Source organism: Arthrobacter sp. DMZ02-1R (assembly GCF_057747935.1).
Window position 1 is genome coordinate 42,063 of record NZ_CM173230.1, and the last position, 17,317, is coordinate 59,379.

The 17,317-nt window shown below is 64.1% G+C and carries 15 protein-coding genes; 11 read left to right on the top strand and 4 right to left on the bottom strand.

The window, feature by feature from the left end:
* Positions 1-72 precede the first annotated feature (72 nt).
* The 7 genes from AC3ANQ_RS00165 to AC3ANQ_RS00195 all read left to right on the top strand — a co-directional run bounded on the left by AC3ANQ_RS00165 (position 73) and on the right by AC3ANQ_RS00195 (position 8,672).
* The gene (locus AC3ANQ_RS00165) at positions 73-2,067 is read left to right on the top strand and encodes a penicillin-binding transpeptidase domain-containing protein (protein ID WP_488303248.1); all 1,995 of its coding nucleotides are present in this window, start codon (positions 73-75) and stop codon (positions 2,065-2,067) included.
* Positions 2,068-2,372: 305 nt separating this feature from the next.
* A complete protein-coding gene (locus tag AC3ANQ_RS00170) occupies positions 2,373-3,653 on the top strand; it encodes an FAD-dependent oxidoreductase (protein ID WP_488303249.1) in 1,281 nt (426 codons plus the stop codon).
* A complete protein-coding gene (locus AC3ANQ_RS00175; protein WP_488303250.1) occupies positions 3,650-4,273 on the top strand; it encodes a TetR/AcrR family transcriptional regulator in 624 nt (207 codons plus the stop codon). The genes AC3ANQ_RS00170 and AC3ANQ_RS00175 overlap by 4 nt, the downstream gene beginning before the upstream one ends.
* A 33-nt stretch (positions 4,274-4,306) precedes the next feature.
* A complete protein-coding gene (locus tag AC3ANQ_RS00180; protein WP_488303251.1) occupies positions 4,307-5,989 on the top strand; it encodes an ABC-F family ATP-binding cassette domain-containing protein in 1,683 nt (560 codons plus the stop codon).
* 281 nt (positions 5,990-6,270) lie between these two features.
* On the top strand, positions 6,271-6,849 hold the full coding sequence (locus AC3ANQ_RS00185; RefSeq protein ID WP_488303252.1) for a sugar O-acetyltransferase: 579 nt from the start codon (positions 6,271-6,273) through the stop codon (positions 6,847-6,849).
* A gap of 4 nt (positions 6,850-6,853) precedes the next feature.
* Positions 6,854-7,423 (top strand): TetR/AcrR family transcriptional regulator, encoded by a 570-nt coding sequence (locus AC3ANQ_RS00190; RefSeq protein ID WP_488303253.1) that lies wholly within the window; start codon positions 6,854-6,856, stop codon positions 7,421-7,423.
* Positions 7,424-7,478: 55 nt separating this feature from the next.
* The gene (locus AC3ANQ_RS00195) at positions 7,479-8,672 is read left to right on the top strand and encodes an MFS transporter (protein WP_488303254.1); all 1,194 of its coding nucleotides are present in this window, start codon (positions 7,479-7,481) and stop codon (positions 8,670-8,672) included.
* Between the two features lie 132 nt (positions 8,673-8,804).
* Here the strand turns inward: AC3ANQ_RS00195 and AC3ANQ_RS00200 are convergent, their stop codons facing one another.
* From AC3ANQ_RS00200 to AC3ANQ_RS00215, 4 genes are read right to left on the bottom strand one after another with little or no spacing between them, the layout of a single operon-like run.
* Entirely contained in the window at positions 8,805-9,221 is a 417-nt protein-coding gene (locus tag AC3ANQ_RS00200; protein WP_488303255.1) for a hypothetical protein, read from the bottom strand.
* Positions 9,222-9,280: 59 nt separating this feature from the next.
* The gene (locus tag AC3ANQ_RS00205; RefSeq protein WP_488303256.1) at positions 9,281-10,528 is read right to left on the bottom strand and encodes an ABC transporter permease; all 1,248 of its coding nucleotides are present in this window, start codon (positions 10,526-10,528) and stop codon (positions 9,281-9,283) included.
* The gene (locus tag AC3ANQ_RS00210; protein WP_265978112.1) at positions 10,525-11,253 is read right to left on the bottom strand and encodes an ABC transporter ATP-binding protein; all 729 of its coding nucleotides are present in this window, start codon (positions 11,251-11,253) and stop codon (positions 10,525-10,527) included. Before AC3ANQ_RS00210 ends, AC3ANQ_RS00205 begins: the two co-directional genes overlap by 4 nt.
* A gap of 6 nt (positions 11,254-11,259) precedes the next feature.
* Positions 11,260-12,798 carry an efflux RND transporter periplasmic adaptor subunit gene (locus tag AC3ANQ_RS00215; protein ID WP_488303257.1) on the bottom strand — a complete coding sequence of 513 codons (1,539 nt, stop codon included), beginning with the start codon at positions 12,796-12,798 and terminating at the stop codon, positions 11,260-11,262.
* A 383-nt stretch (positions 12,799-13,181) separates the two neighbouring features.
* Between AC3ANQ_RS00215 and AC3ANQ_RS00220 the strand changes: the two genes are divergently transcribed.
* From AC3ANQ_RS00220 to AC3ANQ_RS00235, 4 genes are all read left to right on the top strand, one after another.
* Positions 13,182-14,216 (top strand): ABC transporter ATP-binding protein, encoded by a 1,035-nt coding sequence (locus AC3ANQ_RS00220; RefSeq protein ID WP_488303258.1) that lies wholly within the window; start codon positions 13,182-13,184, stop codon positions 14,214-14,216.
* Entirely contained in the window at positions 14,213-15,103 is an 891-nt protein-coding gene (locus tag AC3ANQ_RS00225) for an ABC transporter permease (protein ID WP_488303259.1), read from the top strand. Before AC3ANQ_RS00220 ends, AC3ANQ_RS00225 begins: the two co-directional genes overlap by 4 nt.
* A 67-nt stretch (positions 15,104-15,170) precedes the next feature.
* Complete coding sequence (locus tag AC3ANQ_RS00230) at positions 15,171-16,457, top strand: sensor histidine kinase (RefSeq protein ID WP_488303260.1); 1,287 nt, start codon at positions 15,171-15,173, stop codon at positions 16,455-16,457.
* The gene (locus AC3ANQ_RS00235) at positions 16,454-17,149 is read left to right on the top strand and encodes a response regulator (RefSeq protein ID WP_488303261.1); all 696 of its coding nucleotides are present in this window, start codon (positions 16,454-16,456) and stop codon (positions 17,147-17,149) included. Before AC3ANQ_RS00230 ends, AC3ANQ_RS00235 begins: the two co-directional genes overlap by 4 nt.
* The last annotated feature ends 168 nt before the right edge of the window (positions 17,150-17,317 follow it).

Sequence of the window (17,317 nt, forward strand, 5' to 3'; positions counted from 1 at the left end):
GACTCGGGCTGGTTGGGTAGGTTTTCGCGCCACAAATGTCGAGAGCCAAGCGTAGAAGGCATAATGTCGCAAATGGGGAAAACCAAGAATCTTGTCCTAGGGCTTGCAGCCTTGATGATTGCCGGCTCGCTGTCCGCGTGCGATGACGGCCGTTCCGGGGCGGAAGGTGCGGCCAAGCAGCTCGCTTCCTCGTTGGCAGCCCTCGACGTTGGCTCGCTCGCCGTTGACGGCAAGGACGCCGCCGCGGCGAATGAGCAGCTCAAGGCTGTGTTCGCAGCCCTCGACCCAGCCAAACCTTCCGTCGAAAGCGGAGCGGTGAAGCTCGACGGCGACAAAGCCACAGTCCCGCTCAACTACACGTGGAACATCGGAACCGCGGAGTGGAAGTACACCTCCCAGGCTGCGCTAAAGAAGTCGGGCGACAAATGGGCCGTCCAATGGACTTCGGCACTCCTGGAGCCCGACATCAAGGACGGTGAAGTCCTGGACAAGACTGTCACTTCCTCGTCCAGGGCCGAGATCCTTGGTGCCGGGGAAGCCAAATTGATCAGCTACCGTCCCGTGGTCTACGTCGGCATCGACAAGACCATGATCGGATCGGCGGATCCTGCTGCTTCGGCGGCGAAGCTCGCGCAACTGGTGGGTGTGGACGAAGCCGCGTACGTGAAACAGGTCCAGGCGTCCGGCCCACAAGCCTTCGTCAGTGCCATCACCCTGCGTCAAGACGGCCGGGCGATCACGGACCAGCAGATTGCGTCGATTCCGGGTGCCCGTGGCATTCCTGATTCCCTGCCTTTGGCGCCGACGCGGACCTTCGCGCGCGCTGTGTTGGGTACTGCGACAGAAGCAAGCGCCGAACAGATCCAAAAGGCCGGGGGTGCCCTCAAAGTGGGAGACATCGTCGGGACTGGCGGGCTGGAAGAACAATACGACGCCCGACTCCGGGGCCAAGATGGAGTCTCCATCAAGGCCCGGCCGCAAGGCATGACCGACGACCAGATCAAGGCCGCGAAGCCCGATCCCCGTCGAGTGCTCTTTGCTGTTGACGCGAAGCCCGGCGAGCCGGTGAAAACCACCCTGGATCCGCGCTTGCAGCAACTCGCGGAGGACACTTTGTCAGGAGTTGGCCCGGCCTCGGCCATCGTGGCGCTCCGCCCGTCCACCGGCGCAATCCTTGCGGCCGCTTCCGGGCCTGGAAGCAACGGATACAACACGGCGATGCTGGGCCAGTACGCGCCGGGCTCGACGTTCAAGATCGTGGATTCGCTTGCCATGATCCGCAATGGAATGACACCGGATTCCAAGGTTGAATGCACGCCGACAATTACGGTGGATGGCCGGACCTTCAAGAACGCCGAAGGTTATCCGGCGTCGTCTTTGGGCTCTGTCGCTTTGCGGGACGCTTTTGCGCATTCATGCAACACAGCCTTCATCAACGCCCGGGACAAGGTCAGCCAGGCCCAGCTCGAATCCGCGGCAACGTCCCTTGGGCTGGCCGTCCAGGCGCCGAAGCTGGGGGCCGATGCCTTCCTGGGCTCGGTCCCGGGAAGCGCTGACGGCACCGAACACGCTGCTTCGATGATTGGCCAAGGCAAAGTGCTGCTTTCCCCGCTTGCCGCAGCCATCATGGCGGCTTCGGTGGCCCGCGGCGCGCCGGTGTCGCCGCAACTCGTCCTGAACCCCGGCTCAGGTTCGCCCTCCGCCGGTGCCACGACGACGGCGTCCGGCTCGCCGTCGTCGTCGGCTACTCCCGCCGCGTCGGCCGCTCCCGCCGCTTCCGCCGCTTCCGACAAGCCGGTTACCCCGGCAGAGGCTGCCGCCCTGGGTGACATGATGCGTGCAGTGGTGACCTCCGGCCATGCCGGATTCCTCGCGTCGGTGCCCGGAGCGCCGGTGGGCGCGAAGACCGGGACGGCGGAATTCGGAAAGGACAACCCGCCCAAGACGCACGCCTGGATCGTTGCGGTCCACGGCGATCTGGCAGTGGCAGTGTTCGTCGAGGACGGCGGCCTCGGGGCCACCACCAGTGGCCCGTTGCTGAAGTCGTTCCTGACAGCGGCAGGCTAACGCTCGCGGCCGCCCGGGCCGCGCCCGAGTTGGTGCCCGCCCGGGCCGCCTCTCAGACGCTCGCTCACTTTTGAGTCGCAAAACGGAATCCCTCCTGCACATCTGGTGCAGGAGGGATTCCGATTTTGGCGTTATATATGCAGGAGGATCGGGCTTTTTGACGCGATATGTGAGCGAGGGTCGCCGGAAACGGGCATTTATGTGAGCGAGGGTCGGTGTTGATGAGGGCGCCCTAGACACGCCCTGCCTGCAGGTGCACACTTAATTCAACGCTTGTTGAATTAGTTGCGACGGTGGGAGTGGCTATGAACCAGTTCGAAAGCACCACTTGTGTCGTTGTGGGTGGCGGTCCGGCTGGTGTGATGCTCGGACTCCTGCTGGCCCGGGCAGGAGTCGAGGTCACCGTCCTCGAAAAGCATGCCGACTTCCTACGCGACTTCCGCGGCGACACCGTCCACCCCTCTACCATCCGGCTCTTGGATGAGCTCGGGCTGGGCGAAGGATTCCGGGCCCTGCCCCAAAGCAAGCTCGGCAATTTCAAGCTCCCCGCGGGTGGCGGAGAAGTGACCCTGGCCGCCTTCGATCGCCTCAAGCCGCCCTACGATTACGTAGCCATGGTTCCGCAGTGGGACCTCTTGAACTTCCTGGTGGACGCCGCGCAGCAAGATCCGCACTTCACGCTCAGGATGAACACTGAAGCCACGGATTTGCTGTACGACGACGGCGGGAAGGTCGCCGGGGTGGCGTACCGCACCCGCAACGCGGCGTCGGGAGCGGAAACCGGCACAGGCGAGCTGCGCGCAACTTTGACGGTTGCCTGCGATGGCCGCAGTTCGGTACTGCGCCAGAAGGCTGGACTTGTCCCCCACGAATTCCCGGTGCCGTTTGACACCTGGTGGTTCAGGCTCTCCCGGCGTGCCGACGAACAGGAGCAGCTGGCCTCCATCATGCCGCGCTTCTCCGGTAAAGATGTTCTCCTCAGCCTGACCCGCAAGGACTTCTACCAGATCGCGTACATCGCGGAGAAAGGAAAGGATGCCCGGTTGCGTGCTGAAGGGGTAGAGAGCTTCCGCGCACGCGTCGCCCGCCTCCGCCCGGACCTGGCCGACCGCATGGACGAGATCAGGTCCATGGACGATCTCCACATGCTGGACGTGAAGCTCAACCGGATCAAGCAATGGCACAAACCCGGGCTCCTCCTGATCGGCGACGCCGCCCACGCCATGTCTCCGGCAGGCGGCGTGGGCATCAACCTGGCCATCCAGGACGCCGTCGCCGCAGCCCAGCGTATCGCCCGCCCATTGCTTCAGGGCACCTTGGACGAGGCCGATCTCGCTTCAGTGCAGAAGCGCCGCTGGTTCCCCACCGTGGTGATCCAGAAGGGGCAGCTCCTTATCCAGAAAGCGGTCTTCGGTCCCGCGGTGAGAGGCCAGTTGGTGGGGCCGCCGAGTCCGCTGGTCTTTGTCGCCCGCCACGTTCCCTGGTTCGGGAAACTTCCAGCGCTCATGATCGCCTTCGGGCCCCGGCCGGAGCACGCCCCGGACTTCGCGCGCCGGAAGGCCGCAGCGATCCGGGATGCGGCGTGAGCAGGGGTCGCCGCCCGGGACAAGTTAGCAGCCGCGACGCCGTTCTCCGCGCGGCCCGCGAACAATTCAGCCGCAGAGGATATGACGCTGCAACAGTCCGGGCCATCGCAGCCGAGGCTGGCGTGGACCCGTCCATGATCAACCACCATTTCGGCACCAAAGAACAGTTGTTCATGGCTGCGCTTGAGTCTCCTGTGGACCCCAAGGAACACCTGACGGCTGTCCTTGACGGGCCGCGGGACGGCGTCGGGGAGCGGCTGGTATCGCGCTTCCTGACAGTTTGGGACTCGCCCGCGGGGGCGGCCGGGGTCGCGGTGCTGCGGACGGCCATGCAACACGAATGGAGTGCGGCATTGGTCCGCGAATTCATCCTCAACCGGGCCATCAAACCGCTGCTGGCTGGCCTTGGTGTCCCCGCTGAAGAGGCTTCGTGGCGCGGAAGCCTGGTGGCATCGCAGCTTTCCGGACTAATCCTGACCCGCTACCTGATCAAACTGGAGCCGATCGCTTCGGCCCCGCACGCCGTCGTCGTCCAAGCGCTTGGGCCGACTATCCAGCGGTACCTGACCGGCGCCGTTGCCGGCGATCTGCCGGTTCAGGCGGGCAAAGCCACCGACTAAGGAGTCCCCCGCGGTCCGTGGGAAGATTGGGCAGTGGCCCATATTGACGTTTCAGGCATCGACTACTTCCTCTCCGACGGTACGCAGCTGCTCAACGGAGTGACCTTCAAGGTCCCGGACGGCAGCAAAACCGCCCTGATTGGCCCCAACGGAACGGGCAAGACCACGCTTTTCAAGATCATCGCCGGCGATCTCACGCCGGACGAAGGGGTAGTGGGACGCTCCGGAACCATGGGCATCATGCGCCAGTTCGTCGGCCAGGTCCGCGATGAGTCCACCGTGCGCGACCTTCTTGTCTCCGCGGCGCCGCCGGCCCTTGCCGCGGCCGCCAAGGCAGTCGAAGACGCCGAGCTCGCCATGATGGAGCACGACGACGAGCCCACCCAAATGCTGTACGCCCAAGCGATCGTGGACTGGGGAGACGCCGGCGGGTACGACGTCGAGACCGTCTGGGACGAGGTCTGCATGGCCGCGCTGGGCATCCCCTTTGACCGCGCCCAGCACCGTCCGGCGTCGAGCCTTTCCGGTGGCGAGCAAAAGCGCTTGGTCCTCGAGGCACTGTTCTCGGGACCGGATCAGCTGCTGCTCCTCGACGAGCCGGACAACTACCTCGATGTTCCAGGCAAGCGTTGGCTCGAAAGCAAACTCAACGAATCCAAGAAGACGGTTTTCTTCATCAGCCACGATCGCGAGCTGCTCAACAATGCCGCGGGACGCATCGTGACCCTTGAACCGGGCATCAACGGGGCTGGCGCTTGGGTGCACGGCGGCGGTTTCGGGACGTACGTGGACGCGCGTATTGACCGCAACGCGCGCTTCGAGGAGCTGCGCAAGCGCTGGGACGAGGAGCACCTGAAGCTCAAGGAACTCGTCATCATGTACAAGACCAAGGCTGCGTTCCGCTCGGACATGGCCAACAAATACCAGGCCGCGCAGACCCGTCTCGCCAAGTTCCTGGAAGCCGGTCCGCCCGAAGCCTTGCCGCTGGAGCAGAACGTACACATGCGGCTCAAGGGAGGCAGAACGGCCAAGCGCGCCGTCGTCGCTGAAAAGCTTGAACTCACGGGCTTGATGAAGCCGTTCTCCACGGAGATCTGGTTCGGGGACCGCGTGGGCGTCCTGGGTTCCAACGGCTCGGGCAAGAGCCACTTCCTGCGGCTGCTGGCCGCCGGCGGCACCGATCCGGAGCGCGAGCACTTGCCGGTTTCCGACGTCGAAATCGCTGAAGTCCCGCACGAGGGCACTGTTAAACTGGGTGCAAGGATCCGTCCCGGATTCTTCGCGCAGACCCATTCCCGCCCGGACCTCCTGGGCCGGACACTCCTCGATATCCTCCACCGCGGCGACGAGCACCGCTCTGGGCTGGGCCGCGAGGCTGCTTCCGGCGCGCTCGATTCCTACGGGCTGGTGGGCTCGGCTGAGCAGAAGTACGAGTCGCTCTCCGGGGGGCAGCAGGCGCGCTTCCAGATCCTGTTGCTCCAGCTCTCCGGCGCCACGCTCTTGCTCCTTGACGAGCCCACGGACAACCTTGATTTGCACTCGGGCGAAGCCTTGGAACGCGCGATCGATGCGTTCGAGGGCACCGTCCTGGCTGTCACGCACGACCGCTGGTTCGCGAAGTCCTTCGACCGTTTCCTCGTCTTCGGGTCCGACGGCAAGGTCTACGAATCCGCCGAGCCCATCTGGGACGAGTCCCGGGTAGAGCGGGCGCGCTGAGGTTCGGTTAGTTCCGCCGCCGGCCAACTCCCCCGGACTGACGGCGCCCGACGCTCCTGCAGATATGGCGGTCTCCACCCCGACGCTCCTGCAGATATGGCGGTCTCCACCCCGACGCTCCTGCACTTGATGAACTGCTCCCCGGAAATCGGAACTGAATTTCTCAGTCCAACTTGCGGGGAGCAGTTCAACTGCAGGAGCGTTCTCTATTTTGGGCTTAAAGGTGAGTGAGTCTCGTCGCAGGCTTCCCCTCAGGCACGACGATGTGTACGATCGTACGCATGGCTGATTACTTCGCTGATGACCCCCGCACAAACCGGGAACGGATGCTCGCCGGAGACCTCTATATCTCCGACGATCCCGAGAGTGCGCGTGAATCACAGCGGGCGGCCTTGTTGCAGACCAAGTACGCTGCGGCCTACGTGGACGACCAGGATGCCGCACGGCTCATCCTCGGGGAGCTCCTGGGCGCCCTGGGCGAAGACGCCCACATCAAACCACCGATCTTCGTGGACTACGGCACGTTCATCACCGTCGGAGCCCGCACCTTCATCAACTACAACCTCACTGCCTTGGACGTCGCCCCGATCACCATCGGCGAAGACTGCCAGATCGGGCCCAATGTCCAGCTGTTGACGCCGACCCACCCCGTGGAGCCGCAGCCGCGCCGCGACCGACTCGAGGCCGCGCAGCCGATCACCATCGGAGACAATGTGTGGCTCGGGGGCGGAGCAATCGTCCTTCCAGGCGTGAGCATCGGCGACAACTCCGTGATCGGCGCGGGCGCGGTGGTCACCAAAGACATCCCCGCCAACTCGCTCGCAGTCGGCAACCCGGCCCGGGTCATTCGGGAGATCTGAAACCGTGGCCGCACGCCGCTTCGATCCGGACCGCCGGGACCGGATCATCGACGCCGCCTTGGATGTGATCGCCGCCCAGGGTGTTGCCGGCGCTTCGCATCGCAAGATTGCCGAGCATGCCGGAGTGCCCCTGGGGTCCATGACCTATCACTTCGCCAACATGGATGAACTCCTCACGGAGGCGTTCAGGCGCTTCGGGAATTCGATCGCCGATCGCTTTGATCAGGCGTTGGGAGAAGCGACAGACGTCGACGGCGCGCGGCTGGCTGTGGTGGACTTGATCCATCTCGACCTGCTGGACTCACAGCGGGACCTCGTGCTGACGCATGAGCTCTACACGCTCGCCGCCAGGAAGCCGGCATTCCGCCAGATCACCCGGGACTGGATGGCCCGGAGCAGGCGTGCCCTCGGACTGCATTTCGACCCGGAAACCTGCAGGATGTTGGATGCACTGATTGAAGGCCTTTTCATCCACGCCGCGCTCGACACCGAACCACACGACCGGGCCACCACTGTAGAGGCGGTCGCCCGCATCACCGCCCCGTATCACCACCCTGCCCGGACCGCCCATTAACGCACTCCTAGCACCGAAACCCGACGTGAAATCTCCCCGTGGAAGTTGTGACCGTATGACCACCAGCACCAGAACCGCCCCCGGCGTCAAAGCCGCGGCAATCGCCACTTTCCTGGTCTTCGGCATGAATGGGCTCGTTTTTGCCAGTTGGGCGGCCCGCATACCTGCCGTCACCCAGACCTTGAATCTCACCTCTGGACAGATGGGCACACTGTTGCTGTGCACCGCCGTTGGATCTCTTGTGGCGCTGCCATCCGCTGGATGGGTGGTCGGCAGGATCGGTACGGCCAACACAGTCCGTGCCGCCGGGCTGCTAGCCGCGTCTGCTGGAACGGCCATCGCCTTCTCCTTGATGGCCGGCTCCGTAGCCGCCACTGCGGTGGCGCTGGTTTTCTTCGGTGCGGGGGTCGGCCTGTGGGATGTTTCGCAGAATATCGAAGGGGCCGACGTCGAACACCGGCTCGGGCGCACCATCATGCCGCAGTTCCACGCAGCCTTTAGCGGGGGCGCCTTTGTGGGGGCATTGATTGGGGCGTGGCTTTCCCAAATGGGCGTCGGACTTCCAGAACACCTGCTGGTGATTGCCGGCGTCGTGGTGCTTCTCACCTTGACGGCGCCGCGCTACTTCATGCCCCACGAAACCACAGGCACGGCGTCCGACGCCGGCGTGCCGGCTGTCAAGGGTCCCTCGGCGTGGCGGGACTCCCGCACCCTGCTGATCGGTGTGGTGGTACTCGGAGCGACCCTCACGGAAGGCGCCGGAAACGACTGGATCGCAAAGGCCTCGGTGGATGGCCTGAATACGACGGAATCGACGGGCGCCCTCCTGTTTGCCCTTTTCGTCGCGGCGATGACCCTGATGCGTTTCCTTGGCGGACGCGCGATCGACAGGTTCGGACGCGTCGCGGTGCTCCGGGCGAGCATGGCCGCCGCCGCAATGGGCCTGGCGCTGTTCGTCTTTGCGGACAACCTCATCCTCGCCGGGGTGGGCGCGGCCCTCTGGGGCATCGGCGCGGCCTTGGCCTTCCCGATGGGCATGTCCGCCGCTGCCGATGATCCCAAGCACGCAGCCGCCCGCGTCTCTGTGGTCTCGACCATTGGCTATGTTGCGTTTCTCGCCGGCCCCCCGCTCTTGGGGTACCTGGGCGACCACACCGGCATCCACATGGCACTGCTTGCTATCGGAGTGCCGATCTTGATTGCCCTGTGGCTGGCTGGCGCCGCGAAGCCCCTGGTTAGAGACAACTGATCCCCACCGCCACCCTCGCCTCGCAAGCTCGGCCAGGGAACCCTGGCGGCGTGGGCCCACGCAGTTGTTGTCGTTAAAGCGCTTCATAACGACAACAACTGCGAGTCAGTTGGGTGACTGCGAGGCGGGTGGCTACGGCGCCGAGGTTGCGGGTGCCGACGGAACAGCGCTTGGCGATGCCCCGTTGGTGGGCGCATCGCTTTGCCGGTTCCGGCCTTGACCACCCTGACCGTTTTGACCGCCATTGAAGTTCTGGAACTGGCCGCGACCAGGACGGGCCTGTCCGGCGTCCATGAGCTTGGTGACGCCGACGCCTCCGAAGAATCCGACGGCCACCAGCAGCAAGGCGAGGAGGATCTGCGTCAGGCGTCCCATCTGGAAGCGCTTCTTGGGCACGAACGGCTCAGGTGCTTGGCCAAACGGCTGTCCGGTGGGTACCTGAGTGGCCTGCAGAACTGCGGTTGGCTGGCCGGCATAGGGCTGCTGGGCGTAGGGCTGTTGAGGCTCTGGCCGGTTCGAGGGACCGGGCTCCGGCGCTGAATAGGACATTTGTGGATCTCCTGTTTGGGTGTTCTTCGTTTAGTTGCTGGGCGTGGAAATGGTCCGGGCTATTCGTACCGCAGGGCGTCGATCGGCCGCAGTTTCGCCGCCTTGTTGGCCGGATAGATGCCGAAGATCAAGCCGATCGCCGCGGAAACCAGGAACGACAGCCACACGGTCCACCACTGGACTTCGGGCTGGGTTCCCAACACGGGGAAGGCACTGCCGATGTACCCCGCGGCAATGCCCAGCACACCGCCAATCAGCGAAATGATGAGCGATTCGATCAGGAACTGACTCACGATGCTCCCCCGCGAGGCTCCGATCGCCTTGCGGATGCCGATTTCGCGCGTGCGTTCGGTGACCGTGACGAGCATGATGTTCATGACGCCGATTCCGCCTACGAGGAGTGAAATACCGGCCACGGCGCCCAAGAGAATGGTCAGTGTGGCGGTGGTCGTCGTGGCCGTGGTGAGGATCTGCGCTTGGTTCCGCACTTGGTAGTCACGGTTGGCAGACGTGACGTTGTGCCTGGCATCGAGGATCATTTGGACCTCGTTCTGGGCCTGGTTCATCACGTCCGCCGACTTCGCCTGGACGCTGATGGAGGCAAGGGAAGGCGAGTATCCGGTGAACTTGTCCTGGGCGGCACTGTAGGGGATCACCACAATGTCATCCGGATCGTTCAGGCCGGACGAGCCCTTTTGAGCCAGAACTCCGGAGACCACGAAGTTCTGGCCGTTGAGGGCGATCGTCTGCCCCACGGCTGAGGCCACTGAGTTGCCCACAAGATCTTGGGCCACGGTGTTGCCGATGACTGCCACCGCAGTGCCGTTGCTCGCGTCGCCCTCGCTGAAGTACGAGCCCGCTGCGAGCGTGTCGTTCGAAATGCCAAAGTACGACGGCGTGGTCCCCACAAAAGTTGCGACCGCGTGGGTTGCGTCCTTATAGGTTCCCGTGACGTTCTGGGCGGTGACTACGGGCGCCGTCGCGGCGACGTCGGGGGCCATGACGGGGTCAGTCAGCGAGGCCATGTCCTGGAGGGTCAGGTTGGTGCCGCGGGAGCGCGGACCGGTGACGGTTTGTCCGCCGCCTGCGGCGCGCCCGCCCGCCGTCGTCTGGCGGCTGACCGTGAGTACGTTGGTTCCCAGTTTGCCGATCTGGGCCTTGATGGCGTTGGAGGTTCCGGCGCCCACTGCCAGCAGGATGATGACGGACGCGATGCCGATCAGGATGCCCAGGGTGGTGAGTATGGAGCGCATCTTGTTGGCCATCACCCCCGTCAGGGCGAAGCGTACCGATTCGGCGATCATCATAGTGGCACCGCCGTCGCCAGAGGATGTCCGTGGACGCCGCGGACCCGGTGGTCCTCAATGATGTGGCCGTCCTGGAATCGCACTACCCGGTTGGCCCGCGCCGCTACGTCGGCCTCGTGGGTGATCATCACGATGGTCCTTCCGTTGGCGTGCAACGACTCGAAGAGGTCCAGGATCTCGTGGGAGGACTTGGTGTCCAAGGCGCCTGTCGGTTCGTCGGCCAGCAGCAGGACCGGGTTGGTCACGAGTGCCCGGGCGATGGCGACGCGCTGTTGCTGACCTCCCGAGAGCTGCGAAGGCTTGTGATCCGCACGTTCCGCCAAGCCCACCGAATCGAGCACCTCCAAGGCCCGCTCCCGCCGTTCTTTCCGGTGCACTTTTGCGTAGGCCAGGGGCATGGAGACGTTGTCCACGGCCCGGGTGCGCGGTATCAGGTTGAAGTTCTGGAAGACGAAGCCGATTTTCCGGTTGCGGATCTGCGCCAGCTGGAATTCGTCCAGGGTCCCGGTGTCGATGCCGTCCAGGTGGTAGGTACCCTGGGTGGCTCCGTCGAGGCAACCGATGATGTTCATCATGGTGGACTTTCCGGAGCCCGAGGCGCCGATGATGGCCACGAAGTCGCCGCGGTCGATGGAAATGCTGACGGAGTCCAGTGCCCGGACCTCGGCCTCCCCCTTGCCATAGATCTTGCTTACGGAGTCCAGTTGGATGACAGCGTCGTTCACGGCTGTTTACCCACCATTTCCGCGGGTACCGCCGGTGCCCCCGGCGCCGCCGGCGCCTCCCGTTCCACCAAATCCACCGGTACCGCCGAGGCCGCCCGTCCCGGTCCGTCCAGTGGTGGTGCTGGTGTCCAAAGTGGAGGAGATGGCCGGGAGTTCGATCTGGTCGCCTGCGCTGAGCCCAGTGAGCACCTGGGTGCGTCCGTTGTCCGTGATCCCGGTGGTGATGGTTACTGCCGCCGAGGTTCCGTTCTTGAGGACGTTGACTGTTTGCCGGGTCCCGGTGGTGGTGATTGCCAGCGAAGGCACGGTCAACGCGTTCTTGGCGGTCGCTGTCGTCACGGAGATGTTTGCGCTCTGGCCGAGCCGGAGGGCTGCCGGGGGATTCTTGATGGAGATGGTGACCGGGTAGCTGACCACGTTGTTGGTTGTGGTGGCGTTCTGGGCGATCGCTGTGATGGTACCCGTGACAGGTGCTGCGGCCGGGTCGGTCTTGAGCGCCGGGAAGGTGAAGGTGGCGGAGTCGCCGGTCTTCATGGCGGCGATGTCCGATTCGGCGAAGTTGGCGATGACCTGAAGATGCGCGGTGTCGCTGATCGTGATGAGTCCGGAAGAGGATGTGTTCGCGGTGCTCGTGGAGGAGCTGCCGGAGGCGCCCGAACTGCCGGATGCACCGGATGAGCTGGAACCGGATGAGCCGGAGCTGCTACCGGCGTTGCCTCCCACCACGGCGTTGACGGCGGTGATTGTGCCTGAAACCGGGGCGGCGAGGGAGCACGACGCCAGGTTCTTAGTTGCGGTGTCGACGGCGATCTGGGCAGACGTGGTGTTTGACGTGGCCCCGCCGCCGCTTTGAGCTGAATTGAGGGCTGTCTGGGCCGAGGCGAGCTGCTCTTTGTCCTTGAGGGCCGAGCTGGCTTGCTGGTTGACCGCCTGGGTCAGGGCTTGATTGTCCTTCGCCAACTGGGCCTGGGCAGCGTTGAGCGCGGTCTGGGCCGGCTGGCTGGAGGGCGAGGCATTGGCAGCGGTTTGCGCAGACGCGACAGTTGCAGTGTCATTGTTCACGGCCGTCTGCGCCGCGGCCACGGCACTGGCCTGCTGGCTCGCGTCAAGATCGGCCGTCTGTTGGGCGTTGGCCAGGTTTTGGTTTGCCGAAGCTACTTGGTTGCTGGCAGAAGCCTGCTGTTGGTTTGCCTGTGCCGTGGCCGAATCCAATTGGGCCTGGGCAACGGCCAGGGCATTCTGGGCGTTGGTCGGATCAATGGTGACCAGCACCTGCCCCACCGTGACTTGCTGGCCCGTCACCGCGGAGACCGTGGCGATTGGCCCGGTGCAGTTCTGCGCGTTGATGACGGTGGTGCTTGCGGGCGAGACGTTACCGCTCGCCGTGGAGACGGCCGCGAGGTCCGCCGCGCTGACCGCGACCGTACGGGCTGTGGTGTCGGCGGCTGTTTGCGGTACGCCGTTCAGCACGAAGAAGGCACCGGCGGCAATGCCGACTACGGCCACCCCGATGCCGCTGTTGATGAGTTGAGGCTTTGAGAGCATGCCCGAAGACTATGGTTGCTCGCTTGGAACATGCCGAGTGCTACCTGAGGGTTTACCTTATGTGATGTGTTGCTCACCCTAGCCAGCCCCTTCCGACCGCATATTACCCGCGGGATTTGGGGCCGTTGACGCGGCCTGTGCTCGACGACGGTGTCCGGCGTCGCGCACTGCGGGTCTATTCGCCGCTTTCCTAGGGCTTTCCCGGAGCTCTCGCAGAGCCCTCCCGGAGCCGGAGGCTCCCCCGGAGCCGGCCGGCATCATCCATAGGGACTACCCTGGCCGGACCCTGAATCATCCCTGAGACCGGCGAATTCCGCTGCGCAGGTGGCTAGCGTTGTACTTACAGTCAACACATAGCTGCAGCAAGCGGAGGGAACGCTTCCATGATTGAGGCAACAGGCTTGAGGAAGGTCTACGGCGCAAAGACAGCCGTGGACGGAATCAGCTTTACCGTACAGCCCGGGAAAGTCACGGGCTTCCTTGGCCCGAACGGCGCCGGCAAGTCCACCACCATGCGCATGATCATGGGTCTCGACCGTCCGACGTCGGGCGACGTCACCGTCAACGGTCGGCACTACTCCCAGCACAAAGCGCCATTGCACCAAGTTGGGGCCTTGCTTGATGCCAAGGCGGTGCACACGAGCCGCAGCGCCTACAACCACTTGCGGGCCATGGCTGCGACGCACGGGATTCCGAACTCTCGCGTTGAGGAAGTCATCGAAATGACCGGCCTCACCGCAGTCGCCAAGAAGAAAGCCGGCGGATTCTCCCTCGGCATGGGCCAACGGCTCGGCATCGCGAACGCGCTCCTTGGTGATCCCCAGACGCTCATCCTCGACGAACCGGTGAACGGACTGGACCCCGAGGGCGTCCAGTGGGTCAGGAACCTTGCACGCTACCTGGCAAGCCAGGGCAAAACGATCTTCATTTCCAGCCACCTCATGTCCGAGATGGCCCAGACTGCCGATCACCTGATTGTGATTGGCCGCGGCAAGATTATCGCCGACACCTCGGTGGATGCGCTGATCGAGAGCCAGTCCCGCAAGCGCACCTTGGTACGTACCTCGGAGACCACGCGACTGTCCGAGTTGCTGGCCCGCGACGGCGTCCGGGTTGAGCAGAACGAGCGGGAGACCTTGGAAGTGTACGGTGTGGAACCGCTCCGCATTGCACAGCTCGCCTTGGACAATCGGGTGCTGGTTTACGAGCTCACACCGCTCACGTCCTCGCTGGAAGAGGCCTACTTCCAGCTGACCAAGGACGAGGTGGAATACCACTCGCACATCACCGGCGGGCCGGAAGCATCAGGCGGGCCGGCGGCACCAGGCGGGCCGGCGGCACCAGGCGGGCCGCTGGGTGCCAGCCCCGCCGGCGTCGGCGCCACCTCCGCTGCCACCATGGAAGGGATCCAGTCATGAGCACCACAACCATCAGCGGGAAGCATGCTGTCCCGTCAGCCGGAACCAGCGGCGTCAATTTCCTTCGGGTGCTGAACTCCGAATCCATCAAGTTCCGGACCCTCATGAGCACCAAGCTTTTGTTGGTCCTGACCTTCGTGGCGATTGTGGGCATCGGCGTCTTGTCCGCCCTGGTCCGCTGGAACGTTGTCAACCAGTTGGTCACGGTTGGCCGCCAGGGCCACACGATGACGGCAAAGCAGGCCATTCAGTCATTCCCTCCGGGCCAGGGTTTCGATCTCTACAACCTTCCGAACGCAGGCCTGAATATCGGCATCCTGATCATGGGATCCCTGGCCGTACTGTTCATTGCTTCCGAGTACGCCACGGGCATGATCCGCTCAACCATGAACGCGGCCCCGGGCCGGCTCTCCACTTTCGGTGCCAAGGCCGTCGTCTTGATTGTTGTCTCCTATGCCCTTTCGATCGTGGCGGGCGTCGTGACTTTCCTGTTGGCATCTCCTATGTTCGCCAACTTCGGGGTTGACCTTGGCTGGAGCACCGATGGAGTCCTGTACAGCGTCCTCACCGGAGGGCTGTACGTCTCCGGAGTTGCCTTGATCGGGCTCTCGCTCGGAACTCTGCTCAAGAACCCGGCCGGTGGCATTACCGTCCTGGTGGGCATCATGTTCGTGCTTCCGTTCGCTGGCCAGTTCCTCACCTTTGCTCCGGGCGATTTTTGGAAGTACGTTCCCCAGTACCTGCCCAGTGAAGCAGGCGGCCGGTTCTTGTCGATCGGCCACGCGGACGGCATCCTGGACCCGTGGGCGGGCGGACTTGTGTTCCTCGGCTACGTCATCCTGTTCATGGTTCCGGCCCTCATAGCGCTCAAGAAGCGCGACGTCTGATCCGCAACCGCTTGATCCGAAAATCCAGGAACAGCCACTCCAGGCAAGGCCACACTAGGCTCAAGCCATGAGTGAACAGTTGCCAGCACAGGACGCGTCGGCCCGCGTGGCCGATGCTTCCTTTGCTGAAATCACCCTGCGACGCCGTGGCAGGATCCGCCGCTACCTTTTCGAACACCCGCGGGTCATGGACGCGGTGGTGGTGCTTTGCTATTCGCTCTTGGCGCTGCCCACCTTCATTGGCTCCATCGTGGACGGCAAGTGGTTGGCCGCCGCGCTGCTCGTTGCCATTGCGGCCATCTTGTTCCTGCGGCGCCCCTACCCGCTCAGTGTCACCGCGGCCGTGGCGGTGCTCGAGGTGGCCGTGACGCTACTGAATCCCTGGGGATCCAACGTCTCCGCAGGGCTGTGGTTTGCGCTCTACGCGGTGGCAGTGGCGAGGACCCGGACCTTCACGTTGGCGGTGTTTGGCGCGGCGAGCCTGCCGCTGACCTTGGTGTACCTGTTTATGTGGATCAGCCCGGCCACGCCGTCCAACGCGGAGGCGATTCCGGAGAACTTCCATCTCATCAGCAACATCACCGCCGCGGTCAGCATTGTGTTGTCGAATTTGATCGCCACCGGCATCGGCATTTCGGTGCGGCAGCGGCGTGAGCACGAGAACGAGATCAGGGCCTGGGCAGCCCGCACCGCCCGCTTGGGGTCCGTCACCGAACGGAACCGGATCGCCCGCGAGATGCACGACGTCGTTGCCCACTCCCTGACGGTCATGATCAGTCTCTCGGACGGCGCCGCCGTCGTGGTCAAGAAGGATCCGGAGCGCGCAGGTGAGGTGCTCAGTGAGCTCTCGCGCACAGGGAGGACGGCGTTGGCCGATATGCGTCGAGTCCTTGGCGTGCTGCGGGACGACTCCGGTGGCCCGGCGCCTTTGGCGCCCCTGGTCAGTGGCCACAACCTGAGCAAGCTGCTCGATGGATTCCGGACAGCAGGGCTGCCGTTGCACTATTCGCATACGGGCCCTGCCCTTCCCGAAGACCCGGCCTTCCAGCTCACCGTTTACCGGATTGTGCAGGAATCCCTCACCAACGTGCTCAGGTATGGGCGCTCCTTGAGCCAGGTGGATGTGCAGATCGCGCGGGACGGTGACTCAGTCACCATTGAAGTGCGCGACGACGGCCGGGGCGCCCGGGACCCGGGGACCGAAGAGGTTGCCTTGGGAACAGGCCAGGGCATCGCGGGGATGCGTGAACGTGCGGGAATTTATGCTGGCACCGTAGATGCCGGTCCTGGCATGAACGGCGGATGGAGGGTCCATGCGGAGCTGAATTGGAATGGAGACAAGGGGAAATCATGACTGACAACGCTCCCATCAAAGTTCTGCTAGTGGACGACCAGCCCCTGCTGCGCATGGGATTTCGGCTCATCCTGGAAGGCGAAGAGGACCTCGAGGTGGTCGGCGAAGCCTCCGACGGCGCCGAAGCGATCAGAAAAGTGGACGAACTGGAGCCGGACGTGGTCCTCATGGACGTCCGGATGCCTGCCATGGATGGAATCGAAGCCACACGGCGGATCACGGCCTCGGCATCCAACGCGAGGATCATCATCTTGACTACCTTCGACCTCGATGAATATGCCTTCTCCGGGCTCCAGGCCGGAGCATCCGCTTTCCTGCTCAAAGATGTTGCGCCTGCCGAGTTGGTCCAGGGCGTCCGGCTCGTAGCCAGCGGCGACGCCGTGGTGGCTCCGAGGGTCACCCAGCGGCTGCTGGAGACCTACGTCCGTGGGGGCCCCGTGCCCGGCCAAGCGCCGGCCCAGCCCCGCGATCCACTGCTCGAAGAACTCACGCCTCGCGAAACTGAAATGCTGGAGGCAATCGCGGGAGGGCTATCCAACGCGGAAATCGCCCATAAGTTCTTCCTGTCCGAGGCCACGGTCAAGACCCACGTTCGGCGGATCCTCACCAAGCTGCACCTGCGGGACCGGGTCCAAGTGGTGGTCTACGCGTACGAAACCGGACTCGTGATCCCGAGCAACCCGGACTACTAGGACTGTTTGGACTGCCGGCGCTGCCTCGCGACACGGATGATCCTTGACGACGCGGAGATATCCTGACGACACGGACGATCCCTGACGACGCGGAGACACCCGCATCGCCAAGGAAATACCGCATCGCGAATCCGGAACAGCGTCGCCGGGGACACAGCTAGACTCGGA